This window comes from Enterobacter vonholyi, assembly GCF_008364555.1.
In the GTDB taxonomy this organism is placed as follows: domain Bacteria; phylum Pseudomonadota; class Gammaproteobacteria; order Enterobacterales; family Enterobacteriaceae; genus Enterobacter; species Enterobacter vonholyi.
Genome location: NZ_VTUC01000003.1, coordinates 57,645 through 79,167, shown reverse-complemented (window position 1 = coordinate 79,167; position 21,523 = coordinate 57,645). Strand labels below are relative to the sequence as shown.

Genomic DNA, 21,523 nt, shown 5'->3' with positions numbered 1-21,523 from the left:
CTGCCCCGCCAGGGTGAATTTTATCAGGCTTCAGCTGCCGGTTTAGTCTGCGCATTTTCCAGCATGCGGCGTACCGGAACAATGAGGACGATCAGTACCGCAGCACAAATCAGCAGCGCGATGGAGCAACGCGCAAAGAGATCCGGCAGCATATCCAGCTGGTCGGCCTTCACGTGGCCGCCAATCAGACCCGCCGCCAGGTTACCCAGCGCGCTCGCACAGAACCACAGCCCCATCATCTGGCCGCGCATTCTCTCCGGCGCCAGCAGCGTCATGGTTGCCAGGCCAATCGGGCTGAGACACAGTTCGCCGAGCGTCAACATCAGGATGCTGCCCACCAGCCAGAACGGCGATACGCCCGCCCCACCGCTGCTCAGCACGTTCTGTGCCGCCAGCATCATCAGGCCAAAGCCCGCTGCGGCACACAGAATACCGATAACAAACTTGGTGATACTGCTCGGACGAATGTTCATGCTCGCCAGCTTTGGCCACGCCCAGCTGAACACCGGTGCCAGCAGGATGATGAACAGGGCGTTGATTGACTGGAACCACACCGCCGGAATTTCGAAATCGCCGATCATGCGGTTAGTGTAGTCGTTGGCAAACAGGTTGAACGAGGTTGGCTTCTGTTCAAACGCGGACCAGAAGAACGCCGCGGAGATCAGCAAAATAAAGCAGACCAGCAGCCTGGCGCGCTCTTTACGGTTCAGGCCTGCAAAAACAAACAGATAAATAAAGTAGAGGGCAACGGATGCCGCAATCACGTAGACCAGCACGCTGGCTACCGCGACCGGGTTAATCACAATCACGCCCTGCGCAATCAGCGTCACGAGCGTTGCCACGCCTGCCGCCAGCGCCAGCAGCCAAACGCCCACGCCGTTACGCTTCACCACCGGGCTGTTCCAGGTGGAGTCGAGGCCAACTTCGCCGTCATAGCGTTTCATGGCCGGAACGGCAAACACGCGGAAGATAATCAGCGCTACCAGCATCCCAATACCGCCAATACCAAAGCCCCAGTGCCAGCCGTGGGTTTTAATCAGCCAGCCGGAAATCAGCGGCGCGATGAACGAGCCCATGTTGATACCCATATAGAACAGCGAGAAACCGCCGTCGCGACGCGCGTCGCCTTTTTTATACAGGGTACCGACCATCACTGAAATACAGGTCTTGAACAGCCCGGAGCCGAGCACGATGAACATCAGGCCGATAAAGAACAGGTTGTTCCCCATCACCGCCGAGAGCGCAATCGACAGGTGACCGAGCGCAATCAGGATCGAACCGTACCAGACGGCTCTCTGCTGACCGAGCCAGTTATCCGCCAGCCAGCCGCCCGGCAGCGCGGCCAGGTACATGGTACCGGCAAAGATACCGACAATCGCCGAGGCGTTTTCACGCGCCAGGCCCATCCCGCCGTCATAGACGGTGGCGGCCATAAACAGGATCAGTAACGGACGAATGCCGTAAAACGAGAAACGCTCCCACATCTCGGTGAAGAACAGCGAACCGAGCGGATACGGGTGGCCGAAGAACGTTCGGCTCTCTTTTTGATTAACAGTGGATTGCATAATTCTCCCGAAAGGTATGTCGTCGTGCTTGTAAACACCAGCAGGTACGCCGGCCAGTTACGTATCTGGCCGATTTTTTACATGCGGCGAAAAGTTAGTTAACCATTTGATAACCAGGCGCTAGTTTTGTCTAGTACCGGACCCTGGACTTTAAGATGAAAATTCGACGATTGTCTACTTTCTTAGATTTAAACATGGTTAAAAGTGAATAGTGATTGACTTCACACAGAGAAAACCGGCGGTATGATTGGACAAAAAAAAGCCCGCGATAGTCGCGGGCTTTTGTGTGTTCAGCAAAGCTTATTTGCTTTTCTTAATGTGCTTAATCAGACGCTTACGCTTGCGCATCTGGTTTGGCGTCAGGGTGTTGCGCTTGTTGGCGAACGGGTTTTCCCCTTCCTTAAACTGGATACGGATAGGCGTGCCCATCACGTCCAGCGATTTACGGAAGTAGTTCATCAGGTAACGCTTGTAGGAGTCCGGCAGGTCTTTCACCTGGTTGCCGTGGATCACCACGATTGGCGGGTTATAACCACCGGCGTGGGCGTATTTCAGCTTCACGCGACGACCGCGCACCAGCGGCGGCTGATGGTCTTCCGCAGCCATATTCATGATACGGGTCAGCATGGCGGTGCTCTGACGACGGGTGGAGCTATCGTAAGCTTCACGCACGGATTCGAACAGGTTACCCACGCCGCTGCCGTGCAGCGCAGAGATAAAGTGTACGCGTGCAAAGTCGATAAAGCCCAGACGGAAGTCGAGGGTCTCTTTCACCTGCTCACGCACTTCGTTGCTCAGGCCATCCCATTTGTTGACCACGATAACCAGTGAGCGCCCACTATTGAGGATAAAGCCGAGCAGAGAGAGGTCCTGATCGGAGATACCCTCGCGTGCGTCGATGACGAGCAGCACTACGTTAGCATCTTCGATCGCCTGCAGGGTTTTGATAACGGAGAATTTCTCCACCACATCGGTGATTTTCCCGCGCTTACGCACCCCGGCGGTGTCGATGAGGACATATTCACGCTCATCGCGCTGCATAGGAATGTAGATGCTGTCGCGGGTGGTGCCCGGCATGTCGTAAACAACCACGCGCTCTTCGCCCAGAATACGGTTAGTAAGTGTAGACTTACCTACGTTTGGACGACCGACGATAGCCAGCTTGATCGGCAGATCCTGCGGGTTGAAGTCGTCTTCAGGCTCTTCTTCTTCGCCCTCTTCTCCGTCTTCAAACTGCGCCCAGTATTCAGCGTCTTCGTCCACCTCTTCCGGCGGGTTCACTTCGTCAACCCACGGCAGCAGAACGGTTTCCAGCAGGCTGGTAACGCCACGGCCATGCGATGCCGCGATAGGATAGATTTCACCCAGGCCCAGAGACCAGAAATCCGCAATGGCCTGATCGGCATCAATGCCGTCGGTTTTGTTCGCCACCAGGAAGGTTGGTTTTTCGCGTGAACGCAGGTGTTTAGCTATAGCGGAGTCCGCCGGCATCAGGCCAGCGCGTGCATCCACCATGAACAGCACCACGTCCGCTTCTTCAATCGCCAGCAGCGACTGTTCCGCCATGCGGGTTTCCACGCCGTCTTCCGTGCCGTCAATACCACCGGTATCAATACAGATGAACTCGCGTCCTTCCACCTCTGCACGACCGTACTTACGGTCACGCGTCAGCCCCGGGAAATCCGCAACCAGCGCATCACGGGTGCGTGTTAAACGGTTAAAAAGAGTGGATTTTCCAACGTTAGGGCGCCCGACAAGCGCGACCACAGGTACCATGTTTGAAGCCTCATAAAATTCAAAATAACGTCGCTTTCGCGGCGTTTTTAAAAATGTCAAAACGGCTCCTGAGTGAACAGGAGCCGTTTAGTATACTACAACCGCCGGGTAATTAACGCGTGATCGCGTACAGCGTGCCGTCTTTTGCCTGAATCAGCAGTTTGCCGTCGGCCACAACCGGGTCGGTCAGGAAACCAGAGCTGTCGACTTTTTGCTGCGCAACAAAGCGGCCGTTATCCGGATCGATCCAGTGCATATACCCTTCGCTGTCGCCGACAACCAGGCTACCGTTGTACAGCGCCGGTGCGGTCAGCAGACGGTGCAGCAGGTCGCTTTGCGTCCACAGCGTCACGCCGCCTTCGGTGCTCAGAGCCAGCAGACGGTCGTTCTGGTCAACCATATAAATACGGTTACCCTCAACGATGAAATCGTTCACCGAGCCCAGCTCACGTTTCCACATGATCTGGCCGCTGCGCAGATCCAGCGCGGTCAGGTTGCCGTTATAGGCCAGCGCGTAAACCACACCGTTAACGATAACCGGCGTCGTGTCTACGTCGCTCAGACGGTCAATTTCCGTTGAGCCAGTGGCCTGAGAGATACGCTGCTGCCAGATCATCTGGCCCTGCTGCATCAGCACGGCGCTCACGCGACCGTTATCACCGCCCACAATGGCAGCACCAAATGCGGTAGCCGGCGCGGATTCGCCGCGCAGAGAGAGCGCAGGCATATCCAGGTTAACGGTCCATTTCACCAGACCGTCCGCTTCGTTCAGCGCCTGCAGCTGGCCGTTGCTGGTATGAATCAGCACCAGGCCGTCGCTTACTACCGGACGCGACAGGGATTCACCCGCCACGGTTGTTTGCCAGGCAATGGAGCCGTCGCTGCTGTTCAGCGCATAAACCTGCGCTTTTTCGCTACCCACGTAGACGTGGCCACCAGCAACGGTCAGACCGCCAGAGAGCAGTGCAGGTTTACGGGAGAACCAGCCGTCTTTTTCCGCCAGGTTAACGGACCACACTTCTTTCCCGTCATCGGCGTTCACCGCTTTCACGGTACCTTTGCGGTCAGCGGCATAGACAACGCTGTCTGCATACGCTGGATGAAGGTTGGAATAGAAATCACCAATCCCATTGCCCACGGAGACATCCCACGCGGTGGATGGGGTAAACTGGTTTTCAACCGTCGGCAGTGGGGACATTTTCACAACGTCTTCTTCGCCACTGAACAGTGAACAACCACTCAATAACGTAACAGAAAGCAGTCCTGGCAGAAGTAATTTACGCAATTGCATCGGGTCCCTCTCAGACGGACAAATTATTTATTTTCATCTGCATCATTTCGCTCAGCGCAGGTGAAGAATTGCTCTCTACGCCAGCTTGCCACGCTTTACGCGCGCCCGCTTTGTCACCTTTGCTCAGCAGTGCTTCACCGCGCAGATCGGCAACGATGGCAGCAAAGCCCTCGCCTTTGATGGTATCGAGCGTTTTCAGCGCATCGTCAGCTTTCTTCTGCTGAACCTGAATACGTGCCAGGCGCAGATTGATTACCGCTTTCAGGTTTTCATCACTGGCGGCAGCAAGGCCCTGAGACAGCTGTGCAGCGGCTTTATCCAGTTCGTTCTTATCAACGTACTGCTGAGCCACTTCCAGCGCAGCCAGTGCACCGTAGGTGTTTTTGTTGTCAGCCGCAAACTTTTCTGCCGCCGTCAGCGTTTGAGGCTGATCGGCACGAATTGCGCTCACGGTATTTTCATAGGACAGAGACGCGCCGCGCGCGGAATCTGCCTGATGATTGTTCCAGTAACGCCAGCCCACCAGCGCACCGATACCTAAAACAACCCCAACAACCAGCGCTTTGCCGTTTTCAACAAAGAAGCGCTTAATCGCGTCGACCTGATCGTGTTCGTTCTCGTAAATTTCCACGCAGTCCTTCTCCTTAGCCCAATAGAGTGCGCAAGTGCGCCGCAACGCCGTCCTGCGTTACCGTTGTCTGCTCACCAGAGCGCAGGTCTTTAACCACCACTTCGCCGTTGGCCACTTCGGACTCACCCAGCACCAGTGCAATACTTGCGCCCCACTTATCGGCACGAGCAAACTGTTTTTTAAAGTTGCCGCCGCCATGGTTGGTCATCAGCTTAACGCCCGGCAGCGCATCGCGCACGCGTTCGGCAAGCTGCATCGCCGCAGACTGCGTTTCCGCGCCTGAGGCCACCAGGTATATATCGACAACGGAATCTGCTTTAAATTCCGGATTAACTGCCTGAACCAGCAAAACAAGTCGCTCAAGACCCATCGCGAAGCCAACAGCAGGTGCTGCGCGACCGCCAAGTTGCTCTACCAGACCGTCATAACGACCGCCCGCGCACACGGTGCCCTGAGAGCCGAGGCTCGTGGTCACCCACTCAAACACGGTACGGTTGTAGTAGTCCAGACCGCGTACCAGGCGTTGATTCACGGTATAGGCGATGCCTGCAGCTTCAAGCAGCTTGCACAGGCCCGCGAAGTGTTCGCGAGATTCTTCATCCAGGTAGTCACCCAGCGCAGGCGCATCGTTCAGCAGTGCCTGAACATCCGCGTTTTTGGAATCCAGAACGCGCAGCGGGTTGCTGTACATGCGACGTTTGCAGTCTTCGTCCAGCTTCTCTCTATGCTGTTCCAGGAACGCCACCAGCGCATCGCGGTAGTTAGCGCGGGCTTCCAGAGAACCGATAGAGTTCAGCTCAAGGGAAACGTGATCGGCGATACCCAGGGCGCGCCACCAACGGGCGGTCAGCATAATCAGTTCGGCGTCGATGTCCGGGCCCTGCAGACCAAAGACTTCCACACCCAGCTGATTGAACTGGCGATAACGACCTTTCTGAGGACGTTCGTGGCGGAACATCGGGCCGATATACCACAGGCGCTGCTCCTGATTGTACAGAAGACCATGTTCGATGCCGGCGCGTACGCAGCCCGCCGTCCCTTCCGGACGCAGGGTCAGGCTGTCGCCGTTGCGGTCCTCAAAGGTGTACATCTCTTTTTCAACCACGTCGGTGACTTCACCAATCGCGCGTTTGAATAACGGGGTCTGCTCTACAATCGGCAAACGGATTTCGCTGTAACCGTAGCTGCCGAGCACCTGCTTCAGCGTGCCTTCAATGCGCTGCCAGATGGCGGTTTCGCCAGGCAGATAATCGTTCATGCCGCGGATGGCTTGAATGTTTTTTGCCACGTTTATTCTCTTTCTATATACAAAAAAAACCCAAAGAATGGGTTCAATCATACATGGGAAGCTGCACGCTTCCCATCACGTTATTTTTCAACCTGCTGGATGCTGATACGCTGTGTCTCGTCCATCATGGCGGCTTTGGCGCGGATGCGGGCTTCAAGCTGGTCGATCATGTCGCTATTATCCAGACGATCTTTACGAACGCCATCTTCATAGAGACCACTTTTCTTGTTACCGCCGGTTACACCCAGGGTTGACACCAGCGCTTCACCCGGGCCGTTTACCACACAGCCGATGATGGAGACGTCCATCGGGGTGATAATGTCTTCCAGACGTTGCTCCAGGGCATTCACCGTCCCGATCACATCAAACTCCTGACGTGAGCAGGTTGGGCAGGCAATGAAGTTGATCCCGCGGGCGCGAATACGCAGTGATTTCAGGATATCGAAACCGACTTTGATCTCTTCGACCGGATCGGCCGCCAGCGAGACGCGCAGGGTGTCACCGATCCCTTCAGAGAGCAGCAGCCCAAGACCGATCGCGGATTTTACCGAGCCGCTGCGCAGGCCGCCCGCTTCGGTGATCCCGAGGTGCAGAGGCTGGTCGATCTGCTTTGCAAGCAGGCGATAAGACTCTACCGCCAGGAACACGTCGGACGCTTTTACGCTGACTTTGAACTGTTCGAAGTTAAGACGATCAAGATGATCGACGTGACGCATCGCGGATTCGAGCAGCGCCTGTGGCGTAGGCTCGCCGTATTTTTCCTGCAGGTCTTTTTCCAGGGAACCGGCGTTAACGCCAATACGGATAGGGATATTTTTATCGCGGGCGCAGTCCACGACCATGCGGATACGCTCTTCGTTACCGATGTTGCCCGGGTTAATACGCAGGCAATCGACGCCGTATTCGGCCACTTTCAGTGCGATGCGGTAGTCGAAGTGGATATCAGCCACCAGCGGAACGCTGACCTGCTGTTTGATCAGTTTGAACGCCTCTGCGGCATCCATGGTCGGGACGGAGACGCGAACAATGTCCGCACCTACACGCTCTAATGCTTTGATTTGGTTGACCGTCGCTTCCACATCGGTGGTGCGCGTGTTGGTCATCGACTGAACGGCGATAGGTGCCCCATCGCCGATTGGCACATTCCCAACGTAAATCCGTTTCGATTTTCTACGTTGAATCGGAGCCTGGTTATGCATGAAAAATCTCCCGCGTTGCCCGTCTGTTACTGTGCTGCTGATTGTTCGGCATTAACGGTAAGACGTGCAACCTGGTTAGTTCTGATAAAGCGGCTCAGGTCGACAGGTTTTCCTTGATACTGGATCTGTACCGCTGCCGGAGCGCCGATTTTAAGTTTATAAGGAGCCTGGCCGATTAGATTTAACGTGCCATCTTTACGCTGCAGGCCGCTGAACAGTTTTTTACCTGTCGCGTCAGTAACTTCCAGCCAGCAGTCGGCGCTGAAATTCATCACCAGTGCGTTAGGATCGGCTGCTGTCGCAGTATCCGCCGGGCTGGTTGGCAAAGACGCTGCGGTATTGTCTGCAGGCTGAGTAGCCGCAGGCGCGTTCGCCGCCGTATCAACATTTGCCTGAGAAGGGGCAACAACCGCGTTTTGATCCTGAGCCTGCGGCGCAGTGGTGTCAGCCGTTGCTGCAGGAGCCTGTGCCGCACCGGTTGCAGACGCGTCTGGCGCTGCGGTCTGTGGTTCGCTGGAGGACGCCGCACCGTCGGTATTCAGCGGCACGCTCTGGGCGTTATCATTTCCGGCCTGGTTGAGTTCAGCAGACGATTGATCGGCCATGGTGGTGATCTCTTCCTGCTGCGCCTTGTGGTTTTGCCACCACCATGCACCGGTCAGACCGATCACCACAAACAGCACAAGCCAGGTAAAGCTCATCAGCCAGCCGTCACGTTTTTTACGACGTTTTCCCAGAGAGAAGGTCTGCATCGGCGCAACTTTTGCTGCACGGACCGGCGCCTGCTTCTCCATCATTGGCAGTAATTCGTTTTCGGGGATATGCACCAGTTTTGCGTAAGAGCGGATATAACCGCGCAAGAACGTTGAAGCCAGATCGGCAGGTGCCTTATCTTCTTCAATATCGCGAACCGTGGAAACCTTCAGGCACAAGCGTTCCGCAACGGCTTGCTGGCTGAGTCCGAGTTGTTCACGGGCGTTGCGAAGACGAACGCCAGTGGAGAGTGCTTCATGTTGGTCGTGAGTGGCTTCAGTATTCATTCGCTACAACTACTGGTACGTGAAAAATAAGGGTTCAGGTGCCGGTGAGTCACAATGCTACCCGCACCGCGAAACTTCTGGTCAGTTAACCTTGAACAGAGAGTATAAGACTGTCAGCCCGGAGATGACAGTACAGCCCTGCCCGTACGGCTAAACTGTTGTTACGTCGTTACATACTGCCCGAAACTCGGATGAAACGCACCGTAATTATTGTTCAGTCATCACGAATCTGACTGATTATTCATAAGACTATGCCTCACGGCGCAGATAATGCGCCGTGAGTGCATAATAATCAAACAGCTTTAACCGCGATCGTCTCGCCCTGCATGCGTTTACGCAGGGTACGTTTGGTACGGTCAATAACATCGCCCGCCAGCTGTCCGCATGCGGCATCAATGTCATCACCACGGGTTTTACGCACGATGGTGGTGAAACCATACTCCATCAGCACCTTGGAGAAACGGTCGATACGGCTGTTCGAGCTACGGCCATACGGCGCGCCCGGGAACGGGTTCCATGGAATCAGGTTGATTTTGCATGGCGTATCTTTCAGCAATTCAGCCAGCTGATGCGCATGTTCAGTACCGTCGTTGACGTGGTCAAGCATCACGTACTCGATAGTGACGCGGCCCTGGTTGGCGTTGGATTTCTCCAGGTAGCGACGCACCGCAGCGAGGAAGGTTTCGATATTGTACTTTTTGTTGATCGGCACAATTTCGTCACGAATTTCATCGTTTGGCGCGTGCAGGGAGATCGCCAGCGCGACGTCAATCATGTCGCCAAGCTTGTCCAGCGCAGGCACAACGCCAGAAGTAGACAGCGTGACGCGACGCTTGGACAGACCAAAACCGAAGTCATCCAGCATGATTTCCATCGCCGGAACGACGTTGGTCAGGTTCAGCAGCGGCTCACCCATCCCCATCATCACCACGTTGGTGATAGGACGCGTACCGGTTACTTTTGCCGCGCCCACGATTTTCGCGGCACGCCAGACCTGGCCAATAATTTCTGAAACGCGCAGGTTACGGTTAAAGCCTTGCTGCGCGGTTGAGCAGAATTTGCACTCCAGCGCGCAGCCAACCTGGGAGGAGACGCACAGCGTAGCGCGGTCTTCTTCCGGGATGTAGACGGTTTCAACGCGCTGATCGCCAACCGCAATCGCCCATTTGATGGTGCCATCCGCGGAGCGCTGCTCTTCCACCACTTCTGGTGCGCGGATTTCAGCCACTTCTTTGAGCTTGTTGCGCAGCACCTTGTTGATGTCAGTCATGTCATCAAAATTGTCGCTGCAGTAATGGTACATCCACTTCATGACCTGATCGGCACGAAACGGCTTTTCGCCCATCTCTTTAAAGAACTCGCGCATCTGCTGACGGTTCAGATCCAGCAGGTTGATTTTTCCATTTTTATTGGGAACCGCAGGAATGGCGACTTCGGAGGTATTCACTAATTCAGACATAATATTTACCGGCCTCGTTGTTACACGTTATGGCCCATGGAGGGTTAAATAGAAACGCCCCGGAAAGCGGTCTGCTCGTCCGGGGCGTTGCATTGTACAAAGTCTGGCGCAGGGATGCCACGTCTGGACGCGGCATTTACGAAAATAATGTGTAAACGAAACCGTTAAATTAACGGGTACGTGGACACACTTCGCCTTCAGCGAAGAAGAAAGCGATTTCGCGTGCAGCAGATTCAACAGAGTCAGAACCGTGGGTACCGTTCTCGGTGAAGCTGTCTGCATAATCAGCGCGCAGAGTACCAGCCAGCGCGTTGTCCGGGTTGGTTGCGCCCAGCAGGTCGCGGTGACGCTGCACTGCGTTTTCGCCTTCCAGCACGGAGACCACGATTGGACCGGAGGTCATGAACTCAACCAGGCCGTCAAAGAATGGGCGACCTTCGTGCTCAGCGTAGAAGCCGCGAGCCTGCTCAACGGTCAGGTGCAGCATTTTGGTCCCAACAATTTTGAACCCTGCAGATTCAAAGCGAGCGAAGATGCTGCCAATAACGTTTTTTGCCACCGCGTTTGGTTTGATGATGGAAAAAGTACGTTCAATAGCCATGATAACCTCTGTCAATGTTCTGTTGTTTTGCATACCTGAGTATGGTGTGGCGCGGATTATAATGAGCAATGGCGACATTGCCTATGGATTCAGGTAACATTTTTTTAAAATAAGACGAGTTTTAGCAACAGCTCACATCGGAAAGCTTTTTTCAGGTCACTGCAGCGTAAAATTCACCGTCGCGACCTGCCCGGTCTCATCCATAACGAGTAACTGATAATCGCCCGGTTTATCAAGCTGTAATGTGTAAACTCTTCCCTTCACATTCAGCGGTTCACCGTTCAAAAACCACCAGCGCTCACCGCTATTGCCGGTCGCCTGAAGCGGCAGCGAAACGCGGGGTTCCCCCGGCAGACGTTTGATGACGGCCCCTTCGCGCACGCCGGTCAGAATGAGTGGCGCAGGTGCGTCCTGCGACAGCGGAGGACAGGTTGTTGATGAAGGAGGGACCCGTACCGCACGACGCTCGGTTGCGGGTAGCCACGGCTCCAGCGGCAGCGGCCAGACATCCAGGACCTTCTCTGTAGCATCCGGGCAATCTGCCGCCACGCGTTTACCTGATTTATCCAGCCAGACCGGGAAACGGATCCCGCGTATGCCTTCCTGTTCGGGCAAGAGCAGCGTGGGCGGTTCACTCCCATCCAGCAGCCAGGTCGACAGGCGACGTCGACAGTTTTCACTGCCTTCCGGCAGCGACTGGCCGCCCGGCCAGCAGATTACGCCCCTCCCGACGCTCTCCGGACGCGGATCGCGCGGCAGGCGGGCTTCGTCTACCGTTGAGCGCGACTGAAGCAGGTTATTGACCTGGTTTAATAGCGGCACCGCGCTGGCAAACCCAAACTGTCCCGCCACGGGCGTACCGTCCGGTCGCCCGGTCCAGATGCCTATCACGTAACGGGCATTCAGACCGATGGCCCAGGCATCACGGTAGCCGTAGCTGGTGCCGGTTTTCCACGCCAGCGGCGCAACCTGCGGTAGCGCATTATCCGGCAGCGGCTGCGCTTCATTGGCAAGAATCCGGCGAATAATCCACGCCGAGCCCGGTGATAACAGCGGACGTTCAGTCAGCGGATCGCCCGGCTGCAGGCGCAGCCTTCCCGCCCTACCGTGTCGGGCAAAGGCGCTGTAGGCAGCGGTGATATCTGCCAGCCGCGCGCCTGCCCCGCCGAGGATCAGAGACAGATTTGGCTGCGCCCCCGCTGGCAGGATCAGCGGCAAGCCTGCATTGCTCAGCATCCCGGCAAACCGTTTTGGTCCGTAGGCTTCCAGCACCTGTACGGCCGGCAGGTTGAGAGAGCGCACCAGCGCTTCACTCATGCTGACCGGTCCGTGGAAACCGCTGTCAAAATTTCCCGGGCGATAATCACCGGTTTTTCTTGGAACGTCCTGAAGCAGCGAGGCGGGATGGATCAGTCCTTCATCCAGCGCCATGCCGTAGATAAAGGGCTTTAACACCGATCCCGGCGATCGGATCGCATTGACCATATCCACGTGGCTGAAACGCGTGTCATCGTTGATATCCACCGACCCCACCCAGCCGCGCACTTTCATATCGGTATGATCGACCACGATCATCGCCAGCGAGCTGCGTGCCGGCAGGCGGGATTTCCAGTTCATTGCCAGCTCTTCCAGCTGCCGCTGCAGTCCGGCATCCAGCGTGGTGACAATTTTCGTGTCGCGACTTTTGCCGAGCATCATCCGTGCAAAGAGCGGCGCCAGCTGCGGCATCTGCCGGGGCGCCAGCCATACTGATTCTTCACGGGATTCTTTGACCTGCTTTGCGGACCAGACGCCCTGCGTCGCCATGCGGTCGAGCACTTTGTTGCGTGCCGCTTCGGCCCGCTCAGGCCAGCGGTCCGGGCGTAAACGACTCGGTGCCTGCGGCAGCACCGCCAGCAGCGCCGCGTCGGAATAGCTGAGCTGCGACGGCGGCTTGCCCAGATACGTCCAGCTTGCAGCCCCCACGCCCTGCAGCGTACCGCCAAACGGGGCGCGGTTGAGATAGAGCGTGAGGATCTCACGCTTGGAAAGATGCCACTCCAGCTGCATGGCACGCCAGAGCTGGCGAATTTTGCCGCCAACGGTGCGCGGATGCGGGTCCAGCAGTCGCGCGACCTGCATGGTGAGCGTGCTGCCGCCAGAAACCACTCTTCCGGAAGTGAGATCCTGCCAGGCAGCGCGCAGAACAGAAAGCGGGTTTACGCCGGGGTGATCCCAGAACCAGCGATCTTCATACTGAATCAGCGCCTCAAGATAACGGGGAGATACCTCTTCGATCGTCACCGGATAGCGCCAGATCCCATCGCTATCGGCAAAACGCCAGAGCGGCGTGCCCTTCTCATCCACCACCACCCGGGCAGGGTTAACCTCTTTCAGAGGCAACGGCCACAGGCGGTCGGCGGCGACAATTAGCCCCCATAAAACGAGAAGCGCTCCCGCCAGCCAGAGCCAGCGGGAGCGTGTCAAACGTGCCATTCGCATATTACGGAACAACAATCAGCGGGCCACTGGCCGCCCCCGTTGCCCGCCACTGCGGCACATACATGGACTCGACCATCGGAACCGGCACCTGGTAGGTTCCCGGCGTCACGGCGCGCGCCAGATAGACCAGCGTGACCGGCTGACCTTCATTTACCGGCACGGCGGCCACAAAGCGGTCGTCGCGGAATTCCATATGCTGAATGTCCGCCTGCTGCATCTGGCTGAGCAGGTTCTGTACTTCACTACCGCTGTCCTGCAGGCTGGCGCTGCTGCTTGCCAGGTTCTGGTTTTCCAGCTCCAGACCCGCAGGGAGGAGATCCACCACCAGCGCATCCGGCACGTTCTGGCTGGCTTTAACTTCCAGCCACACCAGCACCAGCTCACCGCTCTTCAGGGAAGAGAGTGATTTAGTACTGCCGTCGGTTGCCAGGATATGACGTTCAACCTGCAGCACGTTCGCGCTCGGCTGAGGGGCGTATTCCGGATAGCCGGTGCTGTCCAGACGCACCCACAGCGGAGTCGTGCCGGTATTGGTCACCTGCAGCGCGCCAAGCTGGTCGCCGCTCACGTTTTGTACCAGTGACTTATCGCCGCCTGATGCGGTCTCAGACAGAGAGGTTTTCGCCTGCCATGTACCGGACAAGGTTTGCAGCGAACGTCCGGCCAGGAACAGCGCATTGCTCTCCTGCGTTGACAGCCAGCGCTGGCTGAAGGCCTGTTCAGACAGAGCATTCAGCAGCGTATTCTGCGCATCCGGCAGCAGCTTGTACTCCTCCAGCAGGGAGAGCATCAGCGCGTTATCGCGAAGCTGGCTGCCGTAATCGGCCATCCAGGTTTTGCTGTCGTTACGCGGTGTTTTGAGCGCCAGATCCAGCGCCTGCTGGCTGCGCGGCGCATCGCCCATCAGCTTGAGCGCCATGCCCAGCTGCATCAGCGGTAGCCCGGACGCCGCCTGAGCGTGACGTTCCCAGATTTCACGCAGCGCGCCCAGCGGTGCTTTTTGCTGACGTGCCAGCACCAGAGCGGCATAGGCCTGCACGGCAAATTTACTGGCCTGAGTATCGTCGCTGTAGCGAATGGACATCATGCCCGGATCCTGCAGGTAGCGCAGCAGGCGGCTATTGGCGTTATTCACCGCATCGGCAGGTACGCTGTGACCCTGCTCGCCCGCGCGCACCAGGAAGTCGGTCACGTAGGCCGTCAGCCAGTACTCTTCCGGACCGTTTTTATCCCACAGCGCGAACCCGCCGTCTTCACGCTGCATCTGCAGCAGACGGGAAATACCGATATCAATGGCGGCACGGCGCTTGTCATCGGTGTCGCCCTTGATGCCAAGTGCAGTAAGCTGCGCCGCGTTGGTGTAGAGCGACGGGAACAGGCCGCTGGCGGTCTGCTCCAGGCAGCCATACGGATAGGCCTGCAGCTCACGAATGTAGCGCGCCAGGTTGAGCGGTGGTTTTCCGCTCAGCAGCAGTTGCCCCTGCAGGGTGGCAGGAGAGAAACCGTTACTGTGCTGCGCCGGTGCGGTCCAGGATTCGCCAGGGTTCAGCATGGCACCGGTATTCACCGTCTGCGCCGGGAACGCCGGACGCACGCCGATTTTCCAGCTCTTCTGCTGTGGCGCAAAAGTCTCGCCCGGAAGCTGCAGGCCGGTAACCTGTGCTGTCACCTCACCGTCACCATAGCCTTCCAGCGCACGCACCGGAATAAAGAGGGTGGTTCGTGCCCCCGGGGGCAGTTGCACCGGCTGCGGTTGCCCGCCTTCCAGCGATAATTTGCCTGTTGCGGTCAGGGCAACGTTCAGCGTTTGCGGCTGGTCGGTCAGGTTGGTTAGATCCAGGGTCAGCCGCGAGGTGTCTCCACTTGCCAGGAAGCGTGGGGTATTAAGCTCGGTAATAACCGGCGCGGCCACAATAATCTTGCTTTCACTGCTGCCGAAATCGTCCTCCGTCCAGGCCTGCGCCATCAGACGCAGCTCACCGTTAAAGTCTCCAATCGGCAGCGTAATCGTGCCTTCCCCGTTGGCATCCAGCGTGACCGGCTGTGCCTGCTGGGCAATGATGGTGACGTGGTTCACCGGCGGTTTGCCGCCGCGCTTCAGTTCATCCCCATCACCACCGAAGCGCAGCGCAGCCAGGCGGCCCTGCCCTTCAATGACCTGACCATAAATGTCGTAGATATCCGCGCCGTAGCGCTTCTGACCAAAGAAAGCCTGCCAGGGATCCGGCGTCACGTAATCGGTAATGTTCAGCACGCCGCTGTCCACCGCCGATACCAGGACGTTAACCTTCTGCGGCACGGCACCCTCTTTCACGCTGGCTTTCACCTTCACCGAGAGCGTCTGGTTTGGACGCATTTTCTGTGGGTTATCGAGCGCAATATTCAGGCGACGGTTTTCGTCGCCCATCGGCAGATGCAGCAGGCCGACCGCGCGTTTCGGCGTAGCGGATTTGGATTTATCCCCAGGACGTACCACCAGCGTACTCAGATAAAGATCGTGACGTCTCCAGGCTTTGTCGACCGGGATAGCGAGATCAAGCCCGTTTGCCGGTACGTCGATCTCCTTCCACCACAGCGGCCCTTCGCTGGATTCGATCATCGCATAGCCCTTGCCTGCGGCCGGCGCTGCAATGTGCAGATTAATGGTGTCGCCTGGCTGATAGGCTGGCTTATCCAGCTTCAGCGTCACGCGATCAGGGCGCGCTGCCCCAGTGCCGTCGCTGTTATCCTGCCAGCTATACCCCGCCCAAAAACGCACGCTGCTGACCATCTCATCAGGCGCTTTCACCTCCAGACGATAAGAACCCCACTCCACCGGGAAGGTGACTTTACCCGTCTCATCGGCCTTGAGAGTCAGCTCCTGCTCGCCTTCGACCAGGTCTTTCTGATCGAACTGAGACTGCCAGCCTTCGCTCTCAGACCAGTTCCAGAAGTAGTCGCGGCGCTCGCGGATCAGGCGAACCTGTAACCCGGAAACCGCTTTTTTCGCTCCGCTGGCATCGGCATACACGATGTCGAAGCTGGCGTTGCCGTTCTCGTCAACAATCGGTTGGTTGACGGTGGTATCGGTGCGGTAGTCATAAACGGCTTTACTGGCGAACTGAGGACGAATCCCCGGCAACTCAGCCGCCGGCCAGATAGCCTGCTCAGCACGACGCGTTACCGGACGGCCGCCGGACTCCAGCAGGCTGGCCTGCAATATCAGCTGCAGCGGAGAATGCACCTCTTTCCACTGGCTTTCGGTAGAAACCTGCCCACGCCCCTGCTCATCGAGCGTAAGCTGCACTTCATCCAGGCTGCGGCTCAGGTTCTCTTCGGCGATATCGCCAAACTGGAAGCCCGGCAGCGCAGACACCGCGTCACGCAGCGGACGCAGGAAAAGCTGGCCCTGCAGAGAATTACCGTTGGCCGGTGCGCCATACAGGTAATAGCCCACCACGTTAAAGTCGACGTTATCCTGCGGTGATAGCGGCGTTTTTTGTCCGCTCAGGTTGAGCGCCATGCGCTCTGGCATGAAGTCTTCGACATGGAAGTCCCACAGACGCTGCAGGTTATCGCCCGTGTTGGCGCGGATATGCCACATGCCGGTCTGCGCTCCGCTGTCCAGCGTATAGTTAAAGCGATAGAGCCCGTTCTCTGGCTTGACGACAATGGTACGCGCGACCTGTCCATCCGGACGCAGCACGTCAAGCTTCACGGGCTGATCCGGAAGTGGCTTACCGTCACTGTCGCGCAGCAGGCCGTTGAGGATCACCGTTTCACCCGGGCGGTAGAGATCGCGCGGGCCAAACATAAAGAACTGCTTGCTGTAGCCGGGGCTACCGGCAATATCGAACTCCGCCAGATCGAGCGCCGGCAGCTTGAGGTCAAGCAGCGTGGTCTGGCCGTCTTTGCTGGCCAGAATCAGCGCGGCCTCTTTGTCGGTTTCAAGCTTCGCATGGCCGTCGGCATCGCTGTTTGCTTCGGCAAGGGTCTGCCCTTTGTCATTCAGCAGGGTAACGGTAACCCCGGACTGCGCCGCCCCGTTTTCCAGGCTCTGGGTGAAGATGTCCAGGCGGTTATGATAACGGTGAGCGGAGAGTCCAATATCGCTTAAGGTAAAGAGCGTCGCGGCGTTGCTGTAGTTGTAGTGCCCGGCCTGGTTCATGACCGCGATATAAACGCCAGACTGCTGGAGCGGTTTAATATCCTTCAGAGGCAATAGCAATTTTTCGCGCGTGTTGCGCGCCGGATTAAGATCGAATCGACCGGTGTAAACCAGTTCCGCCATCTTCAGCAGGTTGTCGGATTCCCAGTTGGTCAGCGAGTTACGGTACTCCCACTGGCTAACAAGGGAGGCCAACGATTCAGGCTTCACGCGGTAAAAGTTGACATCGACATTGTTGACGTTGAGCGCCATAACCGGCAGACCTTCCACCACTTTACCCGGCAGCAGCGAGCCGCGGCTGGCAAAACCGACGGTGGGCTCAATGTCCCGGGTGGTCAGGGCTTTCTCATAATCAGTACCAAACGTCGCTTTGTTCAGCGCCTGCAGGCCAGGTTCAACGGTGACGACCAGGTTGCGGTTAGGCTCCAGATGGCGCAGGCGAAGCTCTTTCAGGTTAGGCGCAAGTTCCCACGCCCCGTCAACCTTGCCGCTTTTCTTATCCACGACATGCACTGTTTTCGCGAAATCCTGTTCGGGATTCAGCGGAACAGAAAAGGTCAGCACCAGCGTGGCAGCACCGTCTACCTGGACTTCAGAGGCATCCAGCAAGGTCAGCGCTTTTCCCTGACTCTGGGCGGCCAGTTTAGCCAGCGTTTCAGCATTGGGCTTTTCCGCGGCTTTTGGTGTGGATGCGGTGGATGCCGCGGGAGCCGCAGCCTGAGATTTATCGTCGCTGTTATCACAGCCGACAAGCGTAAACGTGGTAAGCAGCGCAAGAGAGAGCGCGGCTAAGCGAAACGGTTTCATCCTTTGTCCCTGGCCCAGGGGGCCTGTTGGTCGTCGTCCGGATAAGTATTATCCGCAAGTTTCATTAATTCAAAAAGTCCAATTTTAGAGTCTGGAAAGCGCCTCGCAGAATGGCATCACGCCGCTACGCCGTGATGGAACCGCGATCACAAGACATAACGTCACATGTTACTTTCCAAGTCATTTGTTTTTAAAACAATAAGATAGCTGGATAAACGTGCCTGAAGACTGCTAGTTTTATGACCATGACGCACCCCGAGTGCGCGGTTCAATAAGAGAGAAAGCCATGAAACGAGCCGTGAACGCCCTACAAAATTTCGGAAAATCATTGTACGGACCGGTACTTATCTTACCGATCGTCGGTCTGTTTATCGCCTTTGGTAACGTGCTGGGTAACGGTAATCTCGCGGAGTACCTGCCGTTTCTCGGACATCCTCTGATTCAGCATACTGGTCAGCTTATCGCGAAATCTGCCGTGTCGGTGCTGGTTAACCTGGCGCTAGTGTTTGCCGTCGGTATTCCGATTGGTCTGGCGACGCGTGATAAAGGCTATGCCGCACTGATTGGCCTTGTCACCTTTATCGTGTTCATCAACGCCATGAACGTCACGCTGCTGCTGCAGGGCGCGCTGGCACCAGCAGCCCAGATGAAAGCGGCCGGACAGACCATGGTGCTGGGCGTGCAGGTGCTGGAGATGGGGGTCTTTGCCGGGATCCTGACCGGGGCGCTCTCCGGATATCTGTACAATAAATACTCCGGCGTACAGTTTAACGGCGCGATGGCGATTTACTCCGGCCACTGTTTTGTCGCCATTGTAATGCTTCCGGTCTCCATGCTGCTCGGCGTGGTGATGAGTGAACTGTGGCCGTTTGCCCAGCACGGTATTAGCGCCCTGGCGCTGGCCATCAAAGGTTCCGGACCGTTTGGCGTGGCCATCTACGGCTTCCTGGAACGCATTCTGGTTCCCACTGGCCTGCACCATCTGGTTTATACGCCGTTTCTCTATACCGAGCTGGGTGGTACGCAGGAGGTGTGCGGCGCAACCTATCAGGGCGCGCGCAATATCTACTTCGCCGAGATGGCCTGCCCGGACGTGAAGCAGCTCAGCAGCACGGTGGTGTGGGACGCGCGCGGCATCAGCAAAATGTTCGGCCTGCCTGCCGCCGCGCTGGCGATGTATATGACCGCAAAGCCGGAGCGTAAAGTCATTGCGAAAGCCATTCTTATCCCCGCGGCGCTGACCTCGCTGCTGGTCGGCGTGACCGAGCCGATTGAGTTTTCATTCCTCTTCGTCGCCCCGCTGCTGTTCGTGGTGCACGCGGTGCTGACCGGCATCGGCATGATGCTGTTCTCGCTGCTGGGCGTTCACGCCATCGGCGCCAACGGGATTATCGACTTCATCCTTTACAACCTGCCGCTCGGCACGGAGAAGTCCAACTGGCCGATGTACATCGTGGTGGGGATGATCGTGTTTGCCCTCTACTTCGTGGTGTTCCGCTTCCTGATCCTGCGCTTCAACATGAAAACGCCGGGCCGTGAGGATGACGACAAGGAAACGCGCCTTTACAGCAAGCAGGAATACCAGGCGAAGGGGAATAACGACGGGCTGGGCGAATCCATCGTGGTAGGTCTCGGCGGCCGGGAAAATATTCAGGTCGTGGATAACTGCTACACCCGCTTACGCGTCACGGTGAAGGACGTCGCTATTATCGACGAGCCGCGGCTGAAGGCGACCGGCGCGAAAGGGATTATCAAACAAGGTAACAACGTTCAGGTGGTCTACGGGCTGCACGTCAAAAAAATGCGAGAAGCCGTTGAGACGTTTCTCTGAAAGGAGCTAAAGATGTTTACACCCCCATTCATTCTGTCGATTGCCGGCGGCGGCAGCACCTACACGCCGGGTATTGTGAAAAGCCTGATGGTGCGCCTGCAGGATTTCCCTCTGGCCGAAATCCGCCTTTATGACATCGACGAGGCGCGTCAAAACACCATTGCGCCCGTCGTCGAGAAGGTGATTCGCGACCACAGTCAGAGCATCAAATTTACCGTCACCAGCGATCCGGAAGTGGCCTTCAGCGGCGCGCATTTCGTCTTCGCCCAGATGCGCGTCGGCCAGTATAAAATGCGCGAGCAGGATGAGAAGATCCCGCTGCGTCACGGCGTGGTGGGCCAGGAAACGTGCGGACCCGGAGGGCTTGCCTACGGCCTGCGCACGATCCTGCCGATGGTGGAGCTTATCGATCTGGTCGATCGCTACGCGCATGAAAAAGCCTGGATCGTGAACTATTCCAACCCGGCAGCGATCGTCGCGGAGGGCGTGCGGCGTCTGCGCCCGAACGCGAGGGTGCTGAATATCTGCGATATGCCGGTGGCCGCGATGCGCAATATGGGGGCAATTCTGGGTGTCGATCGCCACAAGCTGGAGGTCGACTACTTCGGCCTGAACCACTTCGGCTGGTTTACCCGCGTGCTGGTGGACGGCGAAGACAAGCTGCCCGAGCTGCGTAAGCATATCGCAAAGTTTGGCCTGCTGACGGAAGACGCGGCTAAAACCGATCCGCAGCATTCCGATCCTTCATGGGTGAAGACCTGGCGCAATATCAAGCCGATCATGGACAACTTCCCGGAGTATCTGCCGAACCCGTATCTGCAGTACTACCTGATGCCGAACCAGATTGTGGAGCATCAGAACCCGGACTATACCCGCGCCAATGAAGTGATGGACGGGCGTGAGAAAAAGCTGTTCGCCGCTGCCGAAGAATATAAGCGAACCGGGATCCTACCGGATGCCTTCCACGTGGGCGTCCACGGCGAGTTTATTGTTGATGTCGCCTGCTCGCTGGCCTTTAACCTGCGCAGCCGACATCTGGTAATGGTGGAAAACCGTGGGGCGATCGCCAACCTGCCGTATGATGCCGTGGTCGAAGTGCCCGCTTATATCACCGCCGAAGGCCCGGAACCGATTCGCCTCGGTCAGGTGCCGCTGTTCCATCAGACCCTGCTGCAACAGCAGCTCGCCTCGGAACAGCTTCTGGTGGAGGCGACCATCGAGGGCAGCTATGAGAAAGCCCTGCAGGCGTTCACCCTCAACCGCACCATGCCGACCATGGAACATGCGAAAGCGATTCTTGACGAGATGATCGAGGCCAACCGCGACTACTGGCCTGCGCTGCAAAAAGCCTGGCAGGACGGCGAACCGATGAAAAAATAGGGGCTTGCTCGCGAGTTGAACGTGGTT

Annotated in this window: 13 protein-coding genes; 2 read left to right on the top strand and 11 right to left on the bottom strand. The window is 57.2% G+C overall.

Annotation, left to right across the window (positions count from 1 at the left end):
- Window positions 1-23: 23 nt before the first annotated feature.
- From F0319_RS04825 to F0319_RS04775, 11 genes are all read right to left on the bottom strand, one after another.
- On the bottom strand, window positions 24-1,565 hold the full coding sequence (locus F0319_RS04825; RefSeq protein ID WP_133294913.1) for a peptide MFS transporter: 1,542 nt from the start codon (window positions 1,563-1,565) through the stop codon (window positions 24-26).
- Between the two features lie 300 nt (window positions 1,566-1,865).
- The gene (der, locus tag F0319_RS04820) at window positions 1,866-3,341 is read right to left on the bottom strand and encodes a ribosome biogenesis GTPase Der (RefSeq protein WP_024908655.1); all 1,476 of its coding nucleotides are present in this window, start codon (window positions 3,339-3,341) and stop codon (window positions 1,866-1,868) included.
- A 112-nt stretch (window positions 3,342-3,453) separates the two neighbouring features.
- Complete coding sequence (bamB, locus tag F0319_RS04815; RefSeq protein ID WP_008502135.1) at window positions 3,454-4,632, bottom strand: outer membrane protein assembly factor BamB; 1,179 nt, start codon at window positions 4,630-4,632, stop codon at window positions 3,454-3,456.
- 10 nt (window positions 4,633-4,642) lie between these two features.
- Window positions 4,643-5,263 (bottom strand): YfgM family protein, encoded by a 621-nt coding sequence (locus F0319_RS04810; RefSeq protein ID WP_149366383.1) that lies wholly within the window; start codon window positions 5,261-5,263, stop codon window positions 4,643-4,645.
- Between the two features lie 13 nt (window positions 5,264-5,276).
- Entirely contained in the window at window positions 5,277-6,551 is a 1,275-nt protein-coding gene (gene hisS, locus F0319_RS04805; RefSeq protein WP_149366382.1) for a histidine--tRNA ligase, read from the bottom strand.
- An 80-nt stretch (window positions 6,552-6,631) separates the two neighbouring features.
- Entirely contained in the window at window positions 6,632-7,750 is a 1,119-nt protein-coding gene (ispG, locus tag F0319_RS04800) for a flavodoxin-dependent (E)-4-hydroxy-3-methylbut-2-enyl-diphosphate synthase (protein ID WP_111965152.1), read from the bottom strand.
- Between the two features lie 26 nt (window positions 7,751-7,776).
- A complete protein-coding gene (gene rodZ / locus F0319_RS04795; protein WP_111965151.1) occupies window positions 7,777-8,790 on the bottom strand; it encodes a cytoskeleton protein RodZ in 1,014 nt (337 codons plus the stop codon).
- A gap of 292 nt (window positions 8,791-9,082) precedes the next feature.
- A complete protein-coding gene (rlmN, locus tag F0319_RS04790) occupies window positions 9,083-10,249 on the bottom strand; it encodes a dual-specificity RNA methyltransferase RlmN (protein ID WP_014171168.1) in 1,167 nt (388 codons plus the stop codon).
- 169 nt (window positions 10,250-10,418) lie between these two features.
- Window positions 10,419-10,850: a nucleoside-diphosphate kinase gene (ndk, locus tag F0319_RS04785; protein ID WP_003860625.1), complete on the bottom strand. Its 432-nt coding sequence runs from the start codon at window positions 10,848-10,850 to the stop codon at window positions 10,419-10,421.
- Window positions 10,851-11,006: 156 nt separating this feature from the next.
- Window positions 11,007-13,331 (bottom strand): peptidoglycan glycosyltransferase PbpC, encoded by a 2,325-nt coding sequence (gene pbpC / locus F0319_RS04780; RefSeq protein WP_149366381.1) that lies wholly within the window; start codon window positions 13,329-13,331, stop codon window positions 11,007-11,009.
- Window position 13,332: 1 nt separating this feature from the next.
- Window positions 13,333-18,285 (bottom strand): alpha-2-macroglobulin family protein, encoded by a 4,953-nt coding sequence (locus F0319_RS04775; RefSeq protein ID WP_149366380.1) that lies wholly within the window; start codon window positions 18,283-18,285, stop codon window positions 13,333-13,335.
- 286 nt (window positions 18,286-18,571) lie between these two features.
- Here F0319_RS04775 and F0319_RS04770 point away from each other — a divergent pair, with 286 nt between their 5' ends.
- A complete protein-coding gene (locus tag F0319_RS04770) occupies window positions 18,572-20,116 on the top strand; it encodes a PTS transporter subunit EIIC (RefSeq protein ID WP_149366379.1) in 1,545 nt (514 codons plus the stop codon).
- A gap of 12 nt (window positions 20,117-20,128) precedes the next feature.
- A complete protein-coding gene (locus tag F0319_RS04765) occupies window positions 20,129-21,496 on the top strand; it encodes a 6-phospho-alpha-glucosidase (protein WP_149366378.1) in 1,368 nt (455 codons plus the stop codon).
- The last annotated feature ends 27 nt before the right edge of the window (window positions 21,497-21,523 follow it).

Coding starts and splice junctions, on each gene's coding strand:
- F0319_RS04765 (WP_149366378.1), top strand. CDS start 20,129: ATGTTTACACCCCCATTCATTCTGTCGATTGCCGGCGGCGGCAGCACC.
- F0319_RS04825 (WP_133294913.1), bottom strand. CDS start 1,565: ATGCAATCCACTGTTAATCAAAAAGAGAGCCGAACGTTCTTCGGCCAC.
- rodZ (WP_111965151.1), bottom strand. CDS start 8,790: ATGAATACTGAAGCCACTCACGACCAACATGAAGCACTCTCCACTGGC.
- ispG (WP_111965152.1), bottom strand. CDS start 7,750: ATGCATAACCAGGCTCCGATTCAACGTAGAAAATCGAAACGGATTTAC.
- ndk (WP_003860625.1), bottom strand. CDS start 10,850: ATGGCTATTGAACGTACTTTTTCCATCATCAAACCAAACGCGGTGGCA.
- pbpC (WP_149366381.1), bottom strand. CDS start 13,331: ATGCGAATGGCACGTTTGACACGCTCCCGCTGGCTCTGGCTGGCGGGA.
- F0319_RS04770 (WP_149366379.1), top strand. CDS start 18,572: ATGAAACGAGCCGTGAACGCCCTACAAAATTTCGGAAAATCATTGTAC.
- rlmN (WP_014171168.1), bottom strand. CDS start 10,249: ATGTCTGAATTAGTGAATACCTCCGAAGTCGCCATTCCTGCGGTTCCC.
- F0319_RS04775 (WP_149366380.1), bottom strand. CDS start 18,285: ATGAAACCGTTTCGCTTAGCCGCGCTCTCTCTTGCGCTGCTTACCACG.
- der (WP_024908655.1), bottom strand. CDS start 3,341: ATGGTACCTGTGGTCGCGCTTGTCGGGCGCCCTAACGTTGGAAAATCC.
- bamB (WP_008502135.1), bottom strand. CDS start 4,632: ATGCAATTGCGTAAATTACTTCTGCCAGGACTGCTTTCTGTTACGTTA.